The following is a 14,503-nucleotide window of genomic DNA, read 5'->3' as shown; positions in this document are numbered from 1 at the left end:
CAGATGAAAGTATTACTCATATCACTAGGCTGTGATAAAAATCTGGTGGACAGCGAGGTCATGCTCGGTTTGCTGAACAAAGCCGGCCACCAGCTTACAAATGATGAGACAGAGGCAGATGTAGTAGTTGTAAATACCTGTGCGTTCATCAGCGATGCGAAAGAGGAAAGCATCAACACCATCATCGAGATGGGAGAACTGAAGAAAACCGGAAAACTAAAAAAGCTTATCGTTGCGGGATGTCTGTCCCAGAGATACAAGGACGAGATAATGAAGGAGCTTCCGGAGATCGATGTCATTATTGGTGCGACCAATTACGATAAGATAGTTGAGGCAATAGGAACCGACGAGGAGTCGATCGTAGATGATATAAATTATACTCCAAGGCCGATTGCCGAGAGAATAGTAACGACAAATGCGTCGATGGCGTATTTTAAGATCGCAGAAGGTTGTAATAAACTGTGCACTTATTGTATAATACCTCACATACGAGGCAGATACAGAAGCATGCCGATGGACAGCCTGATCGCATCCGCTGAAAAGCTTGCGTCTGATGGTATAAAGGAGCTTGTCCTTGTGGCACAGGAGACTACGCTGTACGGAGTTGATCTGTATGGTGAGAAGAAGCTTCCAGAGCTTCTCACAAAACTCAGTGAGATAGAAGGCATAGAGTGGATAAGACTTCTGTACTGTTATCCGGAGGAGATAACAGATGAACTAATAGAGGTTATGGCCACGAATCCGAAGATCTGCCATTATGTCGATATACCTATCCAGCATTCTGAGAATGCGATACTTAAGAGAATGGGCAGACGGACCAGCAGAGAGGACATTGTGGAGCTTGTCGGCAGACTGAGGACAGCCATGCCGGATATAACCATCAGAACCACGCTCATATCTGGTTTCCCAGGTGAGACACAGGAACTGCACGATGGTCTGGTCGACTTTGTTGACGAGTGCGAGTTTGACAGGCTTGGAGTATTCACTTATTCGCCTGAGGAGGGCACTCCGGCTGCGGAGTACGAGGATCAGGTGGATGGAGAGCTGGCTGTAAAGTGGCGCGATGAGATCATGGAGCTTCAGCAGGAGATTTCCTATGAGAAGAACCAGCAGATGATCGGAAGCACCCAGAAGGTTCTCATTGAGGGATATCTGGTCGACGATGATGTATATGTGGGAAGAACCTACAGAGATGCTCCGGGGGTTGACGGAATAGTGTTCGTCAGCGCACCATATGAATTGATATCCGGTTCATTTGTGGATGTGAAGATAACCGAGGCAAATGAATATGACTTGACAGGAGTGATAGTAGAATGAATTTACCAAACAAATTGACAATACTAAGAGCTATAATGATTCCATTCTTTCTCGTGTTTTTATATATGTCACCGGGATGGTCGAAGTGGGTGGCACTTGGAATATTCATAGCCGCATCACTTACAGATATGCTTGACGGAAAGATTGCAAGAAAATACAATCTGGTCACCAATTTTGGAAAATTCATGGATCCTCTGGCAGATAAGCTGCTGGTATGTTCGGCACTCATAGCACTGTCGGATCTGAACAGGATCCCAGCATGGATCGTTATAGTGATCATAGCGCGTGATTTCATAATAAGCGGATTCAGACTTATTGCGGCAGAAAAGGGAATTGTTATTGCTGCCGGATGGTGGGGAAAGATCAAGACAACGGTTCAGATGATCATGGTAGGATTTCTGATAGCTGATCTCAAGGTGTTCTACATCTTTGATCAGGTGCTCATCTACCTTGCACTTGCACTGACACTTATATCTCTTGGAGATTATCTGTATCACAACAGAGAAGTTCTCAAGGACTAAAACAGTAAAAAATAAAACAGATTTTATAATTCAACGGGGAATTTGGGGTATACTTTTGTTTGAGGGTATATTTTACACAGATTCCCTGTTTTATTTTGAAAAATAATCGCTTACAACGCCGATAAACCTTTGGTGGTTTTTTCGATTTTACTTGAAATATGACGACAAAGGCTTTACAATTATACTCGGCGAAAATTGGACTATATATAGTCCTAAAATAAATTAAACGGAGGGCTAAAAATGAGCAACACACCAAGCTTGTCAGCAAGTGACAGAATTTCAATGTTACTTGATGACTCAAGTTTTGTTGAAATCGGCGCATATGTAACTGCTAGAAATACAGATTTCAACATTCAGGACAAGGATACTCCAAAAGACGGCGTAATAACCGGTTATGGAGTGATCGATGGCAATTTAGTTTATGTTTACAGCCAGGATGCAAAGGTGCTCGGCGGTTCTATAGGCGAGATGCATGCCAAGAAGATCGCAAACCTTTACGACATGGCAATGAAGATGGGTGCACCTGTTATCGGGCTGATCGATTGTGCCGGACTCAGACTTCAGGAGGCTACAGATGCTCTTAATGCATTTGGAGAGGTATTCATGAAGCAGACTCTTGCATCAGGTGTAATACCACAGATCACAGCTATATTTGGTACATGCGGTGGTGGTGCAGCACTTATACCTAATCTCACAGACGTAACATTCATGACTAAGGAAGGAGCTAAGCTCTTTGTTAACAGTCCAAATGCACTGGATGAGAACCGTGCAGAGAAGCTTGACACTGCAGCAGCAGATTATGTTGCAGAGAACACAGCAAATGTTGACGCAGTATACGACACAGAGGCAGAGCTTCTCGGTGCAGTGAGAACTATGGTAGGTCTTCTTCCATCAAACAATGAGGATGATGGCGACTGCGCAGTATGTGAGGATGATGTGAACAGAATCATTCCAGATCTTGCTACAAAGGCAGGGGATGTGAAGGCTGTTATAGCAGATATCACTGATGATGAGTTTGTATTCGAGCTCAAGAAGGATTTTGCAGATGACGTTGTTACTGCATTTATCAGACTTAACGGTGAGACAGTCGGTGTTGTCGGAAACCAGAAGGATGTCATGACAACAGCCGGTGCATATAAGGCAGAGGATTTCGTAAAGCTTTGTGATTCATTCAACATCCCAGTTGTCACACTTGTAAACATCAAGGGATTTGCAGCAACTGTAAAGGAAGAGAAGACTATCTCAAAGGCTGTTGCAAAGCTTACTTACGCTTATGCCAACGCAACAGTGCCAAAGGTAACTGTTATGCTTGACAAGGCATATGGTACAGCCTACACAGTTATGTGTTCAAAGGCTATCGGAGCTGATGTTGTATTTGCTTGGCCTAAGTCAGTTATCGGAACAATGGATCCAGAGATGGCTGTAAAGATCATGTATGAAGATGAGATCGCAGCAGCCGGTGACAAGCTTGCTTATATCAATGATAAGAAGGCAGAGTACACAGAGGCGCTTTCAGGAGCTCTCTCAGCAGCAAGAAGAGGATATGTGGATGACATTATCGAGCCTGATGCAACAAGAAAGAGAGTTATAGCAGCACTCGATATGCTTTTTTCAAAGAGTGAGGACAGACCATTCAAGAAGCATGGAACAATATAAAGGAGTGACAACTTAATGGAAAAGATAATAAAGAAAAAGTTATTATTGATAGTTTCTATGTTAGCTGTTACATTTGCACTTGCCGGATGTTCGTCTTCAGACAAGAAAGTAGAATTTGACTATGACGGAAACACATTGGTTCAGATAGCAGAAACACAGGCTACGAATTACATGCAGATTGCGCAGGTTGAAGATGTATATAATTTCTATGTAGATGAAGAGGCAAATGGCGGTCAGGTAGATGAAACGACTGCTGATGCATTAAAGGTTTTTTCAACGATTGAGTCTGACTATGGTAAATTCCAGCAGTTTAAGCCGGTCAATCTCGAAGATGAAGATGATAAAACAATACAAGAAGTTGATGACAAGGTTGTTGTTACATTATATGCAGAATGTGCAGAAAAAGAAGCTATAGTAAAGGCAACATTTGTAGACAATTCGGTAACTTACAATTTTCAGAAGTATTCAGTGATGGCTCAGAATCAGTATTCAGAAGAAGAGGCTGATCAGATGCTTGCATCAAATGGTGTTTATCCATACAAGATTTCCGAATTTGAAGTTGCTGCTAATCAGACACTTAAGGACAAGATGAAGGATGCGGGAGCAAATACCCTCATAGGTATGGGTATCGTGTTTATAGCACTTATCTTCATATCATTCATAATTTCACTTCTCAAGTATGTTCCGGCTCTTTTGGACAAGGAGACAAGAGAGAAGAGAAAGGCTGAGAAGGCAAAGAAGGCTCTTGGAAGCGTTGCAACATTAAATGTTGACAAGGAGGATGAGACTCCTGCAGGAAGCGCACCTGCTCCAGCTGGAATAGTAGACATTGTCAACACAGCGACCGGTGAGAGCGTTATGAACGACTCAGAGCTTGTTGCGGTTATATCAGCAGCGGTTATGGCGGCACAGGGCGGAAAGACAAGAGTTCGTGTAAACTATCCAAGTAACGATAAGTTGGTTGTAAGACCAAGAAAAAAGAATAAGAGATAATTATAGGAGGATAATTGTTATGAAGAATTATAGAATCACAGTTAATGGCACATCATACGATGTATCAGTTGAAGAATTATCAGGTGGCGCAGCTCCAGTAGCAGCAGCTCCAGTGGCAGCACCTGCACCAGCAGCAGCTCCTGCAGCACCAGCACCAGCAGCAGGCGGCGCAGGAAGCGTTAAGGTTTCATCACCTATGCCTGGTAAGATCCTTGCAGTAAAGGCTAATGTTGGCGATTCAGTAAAGAAGGGTCAGGTAATCCTCATCCTTGAGGCTATGAAGATGGAAAACGAAGTTGTTGCTCCGGAAGATGGTACTATCGCAAGCATAGATGTTACAGTAGGCGCTAGTGTTGAGTCAGGCGACACACTTGCAACACTCAACTAATTGCTTGAATTAGAATAAATCTTATAGGAGGAAACAACTAAATGGGCAGCACAATAGTTGACGTTTTGACAAATTTAGCTAATCAGACCGGTTTTGCAAGTCTTGACTGGAAGAATTACGTTATGATCCTTATAGCGTTTGCTTTCATGTATCTTGCGATCGGAAAGGGTTTTGAGCCACTTCTTCTTGTCCCTATCTCATTTGGTATGTTTCTTGTAAACATGTTCCCAGATATTATGGCAGAGGGCGGCTTGTTACATTATTTTTACCTGCTTGACGAGTGGAGTATCTTACCTTCACTTATATTCATGGGCGTAGGTGCTATGACAGACTTTGGTCCGCTTATCGCGAACCCGAAGAGTTTCCTGCTCGGCGCTGCAGCTCAGTTCGGTATCTATACAGCTTACTTCCTTGCATTCCTTATGGGATTCAACGGCAAAGAGGCTGCGGCTATATCGATCATCGGTGGTGCAGATGGTCCTACATCTATCTACCTTGCCGGTAAGCTCGGCATGGGTGGAACACTTCTCGGACCTATAGCAGTTGCGGCATATTCATATATGTCACTTGTACCTGTTATACAGCCACCTATCATGAAGGCTCTCACAACAAAGAAGGAGAGACTTGTTAGAATGCCACAGCTCAGACCTGTAACCAAAATCGAGAAGATCCTCTTCCCTATCATCGTTACACTTGTGGTAGTTCTTATACTTCCAACAACAGCACCACTTGTAGGTATGCTGATGCTTGGTAATCTCTTCAGAGAGTGCGGCGTTGTTAAGCAGCTCACAGAGACAGCTTCAAACGCTCTTATGTATATCGTAGTTATCTTACTTGGTACTTCAGTAGGTGCTTCTACAAGTGCAGAGGCATTCCTTAAGATGAGTACACTTAAGATAGTATTCCTTGGTCTTGTCGCATTCGCAGTTGGTACAGCAGCCGGAGTTCTCTTCGGTAAGCTCATGTGCTGGGCGACAAAGGGCAAGGTTAATCCGCTTATCGGTTCTGCTGGTGTATCAGCCGTTCCAATGGCAGCCAGAGTATCACAGAAGGTTGGAGCACAGTATGATCCTACAAACTTCCTTCTGATGAATGCTATGGGACCAAATGTTGCAGGTGTTATCGGTACAGCCGTAGCAGCTGGTACATTCCTTGCAATATTTGGAATTTAATTAAGAATTTAGGCAATGAAATTATATAGGAGGACGATAAAATGGCAGATAAGAAACCGATAAAGATTACGGAAACTGTACTGCGTGATGCGCATCAGTCACTTATAGCTACTCGTATGACAACCGAGCAGATGCTTCCTATCATCGACAAGATGGATAAGGTTGGTTATCATTCAGTAGAGTGCTGGGGCGGTGCAACATTTGATGCATCACTCAGATTCCTTAAGGAGGATCCATGGGAGAGACTCAGAAAGCTCAGAGATGGATTCAAGAATACAAAGCTGCAGATGCTCTTCAGAGGACAGAATATCCTCGGATACCGTCATTATGCAGATGATGTTGTAGAGTATTTCGTACAGAAGTCAATCGCAAATGGTATTGATATCATCAGAATATTTGACTGTCTGAACGATCTTAGAAACCTTCAGACATCAGTTAAGGCTTGTAATAAAGAGGGTGGACATGCCCAGGTAGCTCTTTCATATACACTCGGTGATGCATATACTCTGGATTACTGGAAGGATATGGCAAAGAGAATCGAGGATATGGGAGCAGATTCAATCTGTATCAAGGATATGGCCGGACTTCTTGTTCCAAATAAGGCTACAGAGCTTGTACAGGCACTCAAGGATGGTTCAAGCCTTCCAATTCAGCTTCATACACATTACACATCAGGTGTAGCTTCAATGACATACCTCAAGGCTGTAGAGGCTGGATGTGATGTCATCGATACAGCAATCTCACCTCTTGCGCTTGGTACATCACAGCCTGCAACAGAGGTTATGGCCAAGACATTTGAGGGAACAGAGTTTGATCCAGGTCTGGATCAGAAGCTTCTGGCTGAGATAGCAGACTACTTCAGACCACTCAGAGAAGAGTGGATCGCAAGCGGTCTCTTAAATCCAAAGGTTCTTGGCGTTAACGTTAAGACACTTCTCTACCAGGTACCTGGTGGAATGCTTTCAAACCTCGTATCACAGCTCAAGGAGATGGGTGCTGAGGATAAGTTTGAGGCCGTTCTTGAGGAAGTTCCTAGAGTTCGTAAGGACTATGGTGAGCCACCACTTGTTACTCCTTCAAGCCAGATCGTTGGCACGCAGGCAGTTCTCAACGTCGTAACAGGCGAGAGATACAAGATGTGTACAAAGGAGTCAAAGGCACTTGTACGTGGCGAGTATGGTCAGTCAGTAAAGCCTGTTGATCCAGAGGTTAAGAAGAAGGTTATCGGCGATGAGGAGCAGATCACATGCCGTCCAGCAGATCTTCTTGAGAACGAGCTCGACAAGATTGAGAAGGAGATGATCCAGTACAAGAAGCAGGATGAGGATGTACTCACATATGCACTGTTCCCACAGGTTGCAACTGACTTCTTCAAGTACAGAGAGGCTCAGGATAAGAAGGTCGATGTCACACTTGCTGACAAGGACAGCACAGCTTATCCAGTTTAATAACTGAATTCATAAGGTCAGATATATAAATGATCATAAAAAGGGACGGAGCTCCGCGAGCGGAGTCTCTGTCCTTTTGTTTAATATATGGAGATAATATGACAGGAAAAATAGTGGTTATAGGAGCAGGAGCTGCAGGGGTAATGGCTGCACTGACAGCGGCACAGAAGAATAAGGTCATTCTCATTGAAAAGAATGACAGGATCGGAAAAAAGTTATTTATAACAGGTAAGGGACGTTGTAATGTGACAAATGCATGTGACGCTGACGGATTTTTTAATTCAGTGGTCACGAACAGCAAGTTTATGTACAGCTCCTTTTATACATTTGACAACAATATGATAATGGACTATCTGGAGAAGGCCGGATGTCCGCTCAAGATAGAACGCGGAGGAAGAGTGTTCCCGACAAGCGATCATTCTTCAGACGTTATAGGAGCATTCAAAACTCTTATAAACAGAAATAAAAATATAAGTCTGTATTTGAATACGAAGGTTACAGGAATCAATATAGAGGATGGCAGGATAAAGAGTGTTGACGTATCAGGAGATAACGGCGGGACAGGCAATGACAGGATATACTGTGATGCTGTTATAATTTGTACCGGCGGAAGATCGTATCCACTCACGGGATCTACCGGAGACGGATACAGACTGGCAGAATATATGGGTCATACGATAAAGCCGTTAAGTCCATCACTGGTTCCGTTTGAGATAGAAGAGAAATGCTGCTCCATGATGATGGGACTGTCGCTTAAAAACGTGGCACTTCACATAAGCAGTGGAAAGAAGAAAATATTTGACGAACAGGGGGAGATGCTGTTTACCCACTTTGGCATAAGTGGGCCGCTGGTGATCAAGGCCTCCGCATATATACACAGGTATATTGGAAAAGATATAGACATGTACATAGATCTGAAGCCGGCTATGGACAGAGATATGCTTGATGCCAGACTCCTCAAGGATTTCAAGAAATATGCAAACAAAGACTTCAAGAATTCTCTTGGAGATCTGCTTCCGATCAAGATGATAGATGTGGTTGTGGAGAGATCCGGTATCGATCCGTATAAGAAGGTCAACTCAGTGACCAGGGAAGAAAGACAGAGACTTATAGATGTGCTGAAGGAATTCAGACTTACATTTGTGGGGCTTCGGGGATATGATGAGGCTATAATCACAAGAGGCGGAGTGAGCGTAAAAGAGGTAAATCCTTCCACCATGGAGTCTAAGCTTGTGGGGGGCGTGTATTTTGCCGGAGAACTGCTGGATATCGATGCGCTGACAGGTGGATTTAACCTGCAGGTGGCGTGGTCGACTGGATATCTGGCTGGACTTTCTGCTTCCGAGAGTTTACAATAGGCGTGGACGACAGTCAATTTAATTACAGGGAGACGAAGATATGAATATAGCAATAGATGGACCTGCAGGTGCAGGCAAAAGCACGATAGCAAAAAAGGCGGCAGGCGAGCTTGGTTTTATATATGTGGATACAGGTGCTATGTACAGGGCGGTGGCTGTATATCTCACAGAAAGCAATATATCTGCCAGCGATGAAGATCTGGTGGAGAAAAGCATAGCGGACATTTCCGTGGAAATAAAATATGAGGATGGAGCACAGCAGGTCTACCTTAACGGCGAGAATGTAACAGGAAAGCTGAGAACTGAGGCTGCTGGTAATATGGCTTCAAAGGCATCTGCACTTCCATGCGTCAGGGAAAAGCTTCTGTCACTCCAGCGGGATCTCGCTGCTTCAAATGATGTTGTCATGGATGGAAGGGATATAGGAACAAATATACTTCCTTCAGCAGAGCTCAAGGTATACCTTACCGCCTCTTCGGCAGTGAGGGCCAAAAGAAGATATGACGAGCTTGTCGCAAAGGGCGCCGAGAATATTGATATAGAGAAGATAGAGCAGGATATAATCCAGAGGGATAAGCAGGATATGGAGAGAAAAACAGCTCCTTTAAAGAGGGCTGATGACGCGGTTCTTATCGACAGCTCAGATATGACGATAGAGCAGGTTACAGACACTATAGTCGGACTTGCAAGAGAGAGAATGTAATACAGGTGGTTTAGATATGGAGATATTACTTGCAAAGAGTGCCGGATTCTGCTTTGGCGTTCAGCGTGCGGTGGATACAGCATACGAACATGCTGATGAGGAAAATGTGTATACTTATGGTCAGATAATACACAATGAAGAGGTGGTTGGTGATCTTACAAAGCACGGAGTGCAGGTGATCGACAGTGATGACGAATTGCTTGAGATAAAAGACAGCAAGGTCATAATCAGATCCCATGGCGCTGAGAAAAGGATATATGACATTCTGGAGGCTGGTGGGAATACGGTGATAGATGCGACCTGTCCATTTGTCAAGAAGATACACAACATAGTGCGCGAGGAAGGACAGAAAGGAAATACAGTCGTCATCATAGGCGACTCAAGCCATCCCGAGGTGAAAGGAATCGTGGGCTGGTGTGTAGAGCCTCCGGTAGTCATAGGTTCCGAGGAGGAGGCTGAGGCTTTTGTAAGAAAATATATTGACGGAGAGGTCAAAACAGCGGATAATATATCGATAGTTAGTCAGACAACTTTTAATTACAGAAAATTTAATTATATTGTTGATATTATTCGAAATAAATTGTATAATGTTACTGCTTATAAGACTATCTGTAATGCTACGTCTGTGCGTCAAAGGGAGGCGCAGGAGATTGCATCAAAGGTAGATGCCATGATTGTTATAGGTGGTCGGAACAGCTCTAATACTCAGAAGTTATATGAGATTAGTAAAAAAGAATGTGAGAATACTTACTATATACAGACACTCGTTGATTTGGATTTGACTACTTTTGAATCCGTTAGTAGGGTAGGTATTACAGCTGGGGCATCTACCCCAAACAAAATTATTAAGGAGGTTCATGGTAGGATGGACGAGATGAATTTTGAAGAATTATTAAAGAATGATGAGAGCAGAGTCTCAATCAAGACAGGAGAGATAGTAGAAGGTAGAGTTATCGATGTTAAGCCTGATGAGATTCTGGTAGACATCAGCTACAAGTCAGATGGTATTATTCCTAGAAGCGAGTATACCAACACACCTAATGCAGATCTGACAGAGCTTGTACATGTTGATGATCCGATAACAGCCAAGGTTGTTAAGACAAACGATGGCGAGGGATCAGTTCTTCTCTCATACAAGAGAGTTGCTGCAGAGAAGGCTAATGAGAAGCTTGAGGCTGCTCTTGAGTCAGGAGAGATCCTTACAGGTAAGGTTGTTCAGGTTGTAAGCGGTGGACTTAACGTTATGTACGATGAGACAAGAGTATTTATCCCTGCTAGTCTTGTTTCAGATACATATGAGAAGAATCTTGACAAGTACCTTGATCAGGATATCGAGTTTGTACTCACAGAGTACCAGCCAAAGAAGAGAAGAATAATTGGTAACAGAAAGCAGATCGTTGCAGCAAGAAAGGCAGAGGCTGCAAAGGCTCTGTTTGATAGAATAGAAGTTGGAATGATAGTTGAGGGTGTTGTAAAGAACGTTACAAGCTTCGGTGCATTCATAGATCTCGGTGGAGCAGACGGACTTCTTCACATCTCAGAGATGTCATGGGGAAGAGTTGACGATCCTAAGTCAGTTCTCAAGGTTGGTGATACTGTTAAGGCATTCATCAAGAACATTGACGGCGAGAAGATTGCTCTCAGCCTTAAGTTTGATGATACAAACCCATGGCTTAACGCAGCAGAGAAGTATGCTCCTGGAACAGTAGTTACAGGTAAGGTAGCAAGAATGGCTGATTTCGGTGCATTTATCGAGCTTGAGCCAGGTGTTGACGCACTTCTCCATGTATCACAGATCTCATATGAGCATGTTAACAAGCCAGAGGATGTATACAAGGTAGGCGATGAGGTTGAGGCAGTTGTTGTTGAGTGCAATGCAGATGACAAGAAGATCAGTCTCAGCGTAAAGGAATTACTTCCAGCTCCAGAGTATACAGATGATGTAGCAGAGGACACAGAGGAGTAATCTGATATATAGACAGTTAAGAAAACCGTAGTCGATAATGACTACGGTTTTTTTATGCCAGAATATTTATATCAGAATAGTTTGTTCAGGACTGCAAGGATATAGGCGTGGGATTGCTCACATTTTTCGTGTAATTCGGTGCTGTCCGAAAGAAAACGGTTTCCTTTAAGATCTGTATCATAGAATATCTCTCCGTGAAATCCTGGTGGACAGGGTATGAAGCTGCCGGTCTTGGTGGTGAAAGCATTGTCCTTTGTCGCTTTTTCCTTGTGGGCATCGTCCACATAAGCCGCCATTGATTTGTGTATGGCCATGTGCTCCATAGGTAGATAGTAATAATTTTTGTAGTCCTTGAAGAAGTATTTCATTTCGGTGTCCCGGGTCTTTGGAACGACCACATGCATATGTGTGTCACATGCATTTACAAGAATTCCATTCAGGGATTCCGTTATGCGGCATGGAAGCTTTGGAATGGAACAGTTGTATGTTATTGAATCGATGGTATCGGATATATCATCTATCTGAAAGTCATCAGGAATATGAGGGATATTCACAAATTCAGATATAGATATAAGCCCTCTTATATCGTCATGGTTATGGGTGAGCATATCGTCAAGCAGAGATTCGTCGTGAGAACTCAGATAATGCTTGTAGGCGGATATAAGATCGCCTCCTGATATAAAAGTATTTCTCTGGAAGTCAATCAGATGCTCTATGTCAAACTGCTTAGCCGAGTCCAGACGCAGAAGCTTTTTGTATTTTCTGGTTGTTCTATATATATCCACGCTCTGTATATTGTCAAGCGTAGTGTCCACGTCGAATTGCTCCATCTTTTTCAGCAAGTAGGGGATGTCAAAGGTATCGCCGTTGTATGACACCAGTATTTTGTGATTCTTTAGGATCTGTTCAAAATGGGACAGCATTTCAGGCTCTGAAGTTCCGTTGTCATTGAATATCAACTGGGTGCGAAATGCACTGTCTGAGAAATATGAACATCCGATCAGATAGAGATCCGAACGTTTGGCGCTGAGGCCGGTTGTTTCTATATCAAAATAGAGTATATCCGACAGCTCGTCCGATATGTGAGCTGTATCTACATTTATGTCTTCAGTATATTTAAAAATTATCATAATGGCTCCTTTTGGTTCCTTGCGTAAGGTACATTATAGAACGTGCATTGTTATGCAATATATATAGTAGCTGTCGTTTTTCAAAAAAGCAAACATATATTCACAATTGATAAATAATATGATATAATTACGAAGATTTAATGTCGGTTTCTATGCGATTTTGATATACCGTCATATATTACAGGACAGGAAGAGTTAACGGATGATTTCATATATTCGAGGAGCACTTGAAATAAAGGGTGACAATTATATAGTGATCGAGTGTGGTGGAATAGGGTATCAGCTCATGGTATCCGGAAAGTTTATGGAGAAGCTTCCACCGGTACATTCAGAGATAAAAGTAAGCACATACATGTATATACGCGAGGATGAGATATGTCTGTTTGGCTTTGAGAATGCAGATGAACTCAATGTGTTCAAGATACTGCTGGGAGTGAGCGGTGTGGGGCCAAAGGTTGCCATGTCTCTTCTGTCAACACTCACCGTGAACGAGCTCAGGCTTGCGGTCATATCTGAGGATGTAAAGGCCATATCAAAGGCTAATGGAATCGGGGCAAAGGGCGCTTCGAGGATCATTCTGGAGCTCAAGGATAAGCTGAGCATGGAGGATATGATAGATGCAGCATACAATGATTCGGTTGCTGTGCAGACCGCTGCAGGCGATGTGAGAACAAATGTCATATCAGCTCTCACAGAACTTGGATATTCAGGTGTTGAGGCGGGACGTGCTGTTTCGCATGTAGATGGTTCAGCGGATATGGATGAGGAGCAGCTCCTTAAGGCGGCACTCAGATTTATGATATAGAATATTGATCAGATAGGTAGAAAAAATGGGCAGAATTATTTCAACAGAAAGCTTGGACATAGAAGAACAGAAAAGTGAATATAATCTCAGACCTCAGTATCTGTCGGAGTATATTGGACAGAAAAAGGTCAAGGATAATCTGCACATATTCATAGAGGCGGCGAAGAAGAGAAATGAGCCACTGGATCATCTGCTTCTGTATGGACCGCCGGGACTTGGTAAGACGACGCTGTCGACCATTGTGGCAAATGAGATGGGGGTAAATATCAAGATCACCTCGGGACCTGCCATAGAAAAGCCCGGTGAGCTTGCCGCGATACTCAACAATCTGTCGGACAACGACATTTTGTTTATCGATGAGATACACAGACTCAGCACACAGGTTGAGGAGGTGCTCTATCCGGCTATGGAGGATTACGCAATAGATGTTGTGATAGGCAAGGGCGCAGGTGCAAGGTCGATCAGACTTGATCTGCCAAGATTTACACTGATAGGTGCAACGACGAGGGTCGGAATGTTGTCGGCTCCCCTAAGGGACAGATTTGGAATGGTGGACAAGCTGGAATTTTATACCCATGACGATCTGAGAGAGATAGTGATGAGGTCAGCGGAGGTTCTTGGAGTTGACATAGACGAGGAGGGTGCACTTGAGATCGCAAGAAGATCAAGAGGTACACCGAGACTTGCGAACAGACTTCTCAAGCGCTGCAGGGATTATGCTGAGGTGTGTCATGACGGCCATATAGATCACGATGTTGCTAAGGCCGCTCTGGACAAGCTTCAGGTCGATTCCGTGGGACTGGACGTGAACGATAGAAATATATTAATGACAATGATAGAGAAATTTGCAGGAGGGCCTGTCGGTCTGGATACACTGGCGGCTGCCGTCGGTGAGGATCCGGGCACGATAGAGGATGTGTATGAGCCGTATTTCATAATGAATGGATTCATAAACAGAACTCCCCGGGGAAGAGTTGTCACTGATCTATGTTACAGACATTTTGGACTGGATGCATTTATAAAGGATAAGTAAAGGAGAATGGGAT

At 43.5% G+C, this 14,503-nt stretch carries 13 protein-coding genes; 12 read left to right on the top strand and 1 reads right to left on the bottom strand.

Annotation, left to right across the window (positions count from 1 at the left end):
- Positions 1-3: 3 nt before the first annotated feature.
- The 10 genes from rimO to DWX57_RS03745 all read left to right on the top strand — a co-directional run bounded on the left by rimO (position 4) and on the right by DWX57_RS03745 (position 11,522).
- Positions 4-1,317 carry a 30S ribosomal protein S12 methylthiotransferase RimO gene (gene rimO, locus DWX57_RS03790; protein WP_120123061.1) on the top strand — a complete coding sequence of 438 codons (1,314 nt, stop codon included), beginning with the start codon at positions 4-6 and terminating at the stop codon, positions 1,315-1,317.
- Positions 1,314-1,838, top strand: coding sequence for a CDP-diacylglycerol--glycerol-3-phosphate 3-phosphatidyltransferase (gene pgsA / locus DWX57_RS03785; RefSeq protein ID WP_015534884.1), 525 nt, complete (start codon positions 1,314-1,316; stop codon positions 1,836-1,838). The genes rimO and pgsA overlap by 4 nt, the downstream gene beginning before the upstream one ends.
- A gap of 240 nt (positions 1,839-2,078) precedes the next feature.
- Positions 2,079-3,494, top strand: coding sequence for an acyl-CoA carboxylase subunit beta (locus DWX57_RS03780; RefSeq protein WP_055273023.1), 1,416 nt, complete (start codon positions 2,079-2,081; stop codon positions 3,492-3,494).
- A 15-nt stretch (positions 3,495-3,509) separates the two neighbouring features.
- Positions 3,510-4,487 carry an OadG family protein gene (locus tag DWX57_RS03775; protein WP_117548998.1) on the top strand — a complete coding sequence of 326 codons (978 nt, stop codon included), beginning with the start codon at positions 3,510-3,512 and terminating at the stop codon, positions 4,485-4,487.
- Between the two features lie 19 nt (positions 4,488-4,506).
- Complete coding sequence (locus tag DWX57_RS03770) at positions 4,507-4,875, top strand: biotin/lipoyl-containing protein (protein ID WP_117548997.1); 369 nt, start codon at positions 4,507-4,509, stop codon at positions 4,873-4,875.
- 41 nt (positions 4,876-4,916) lie between these two features.
- The gene (locus DWX57_RS03765; protein WP_055222592.1) at positions 4,917-6,047 is read left to right on the top strand and encodes a sodium ion-translocating decarboxylase subunit beta; all 1,131 of its coding nucleotides are present in this window, start codon (positions 4,917-4,919) and stop codon (positions 6,045-6,047) included.
- 41 nt (positions 6,048-6,088) lie between these two features.
- Positions 6,089-7,495 (top strand): oxaloacetate decarboxylase subunit alpha, encoded by a 1,407-nt coding sequence (locus DWX57_RS03760; RefSeq protein ID WP_055273021.1) that lies wholly within the window; start codon positions 6,089-6,091, stop codon positions 7,493-7,495.
- Between the two features lie 98 nt (positions 7,496-7,593).
- The gene (locus DWX57_RS03755) at positions 7,594-8,853 is read left to right on the top strand and encodes an NAD(P)/FAD-dependent oxidoreductase (RefSeq protein WP_120123060.1); all 1,260 of its coding nucleotides are present in this window, start codon (positions 7,594-7,596) and stop codon (positions 8,851-8,853) included.
- A gap of 40 nt (positions 8,854-8,893) precedes the next feature.
- Entirely contained in the window at positions 8,894-9,556 is a 663-nt protein-coding gene (gene cmk, locus DWX57_RS03750; RefSeq protein ID WP_120123059.1) for a (d)CMP kinase, read from the top strand.
- A gap of 16 nt (positions 9,557-9,572) precedes the next feature.
- Positions 9,573-11,522: a bifunctional 4-hydroxy-3-methylbut-2-enyl diphosphate reductase/30S ribosomal protein S1 gene (locus tag DWX57_RS03745; RefSeq protein WP_055222594.1), complete on the top strand. Its 1,950-nt coding sequence runs from the start codon at positions 9,573-9,575 to the stop codon at positions 11,520-11,522.
- Positions 11,523-11,593: 71 nt separating this feature from the next.
- Here DWX57_RS03745 and DWX57_RS03740 read toward each other — a convergent pair whose 3' ends face one another.
- Complete coding sequence (locus tag DWX57_RS03740) at positions 11,594-12,652, bottom strand: ribonuclease H-like domain-containing protein (protein ID WP_120123058.1); 1,059 nt, start codon at positions 12,650-12,652, stop codon at positions 11,594-11,596.
- 202 nt (positions 12,653-12,854) lie between these two features.
- On the opposite strand from DWX57_RS03740, the gene ruvA reads away from it, so the two are divergent.
- Together ruvA and ruvB are read left to right on the top strand one after the other, a co-directional pair.
- Positions 12,855-13,457 carry a Holliday junction branch migration protein RuvA gene (ruvA, locus tag DWX57_RS03735; protein ID WP_120123057.1) on the top strand — a complete coding sequence of 201 codons (603 nt, stop codon included), beginning with the start codon at positions 12,855-12,857 and terminating at the stop codon, positions 13,455-13,457.
- Positions 13,458-13,482: 25 nt separating this feature from the next.
- On the top strand, positions 13,483-14,490 hold the full coding sequence (gene ruvB, locus DWX57_RS03730; protein WP_117548993.1) for a Holliday junction branch migration DNA helicase RuvB: 1,008 nt from the start codon (positions 13,483-13,485) through the stop codon (positions 14,488-14,490).
- The last annotated feature ends 13 nt before the right edge of the window (positions 14,491-14,503 follow it).

Origin of the sequence: Coprococcus sp. AF19-8AC (assembly GCF_003603115.1) — a bacterium.
Lineage (GTDB): Bacteria > Bacillota > Clostridia > Lachnospirales > Lachnospiraceae > Coprococcus > Coprococcus aceti.
This window is presented reverse-complemented; position numbering and strand designations above follow the sequence as displayed.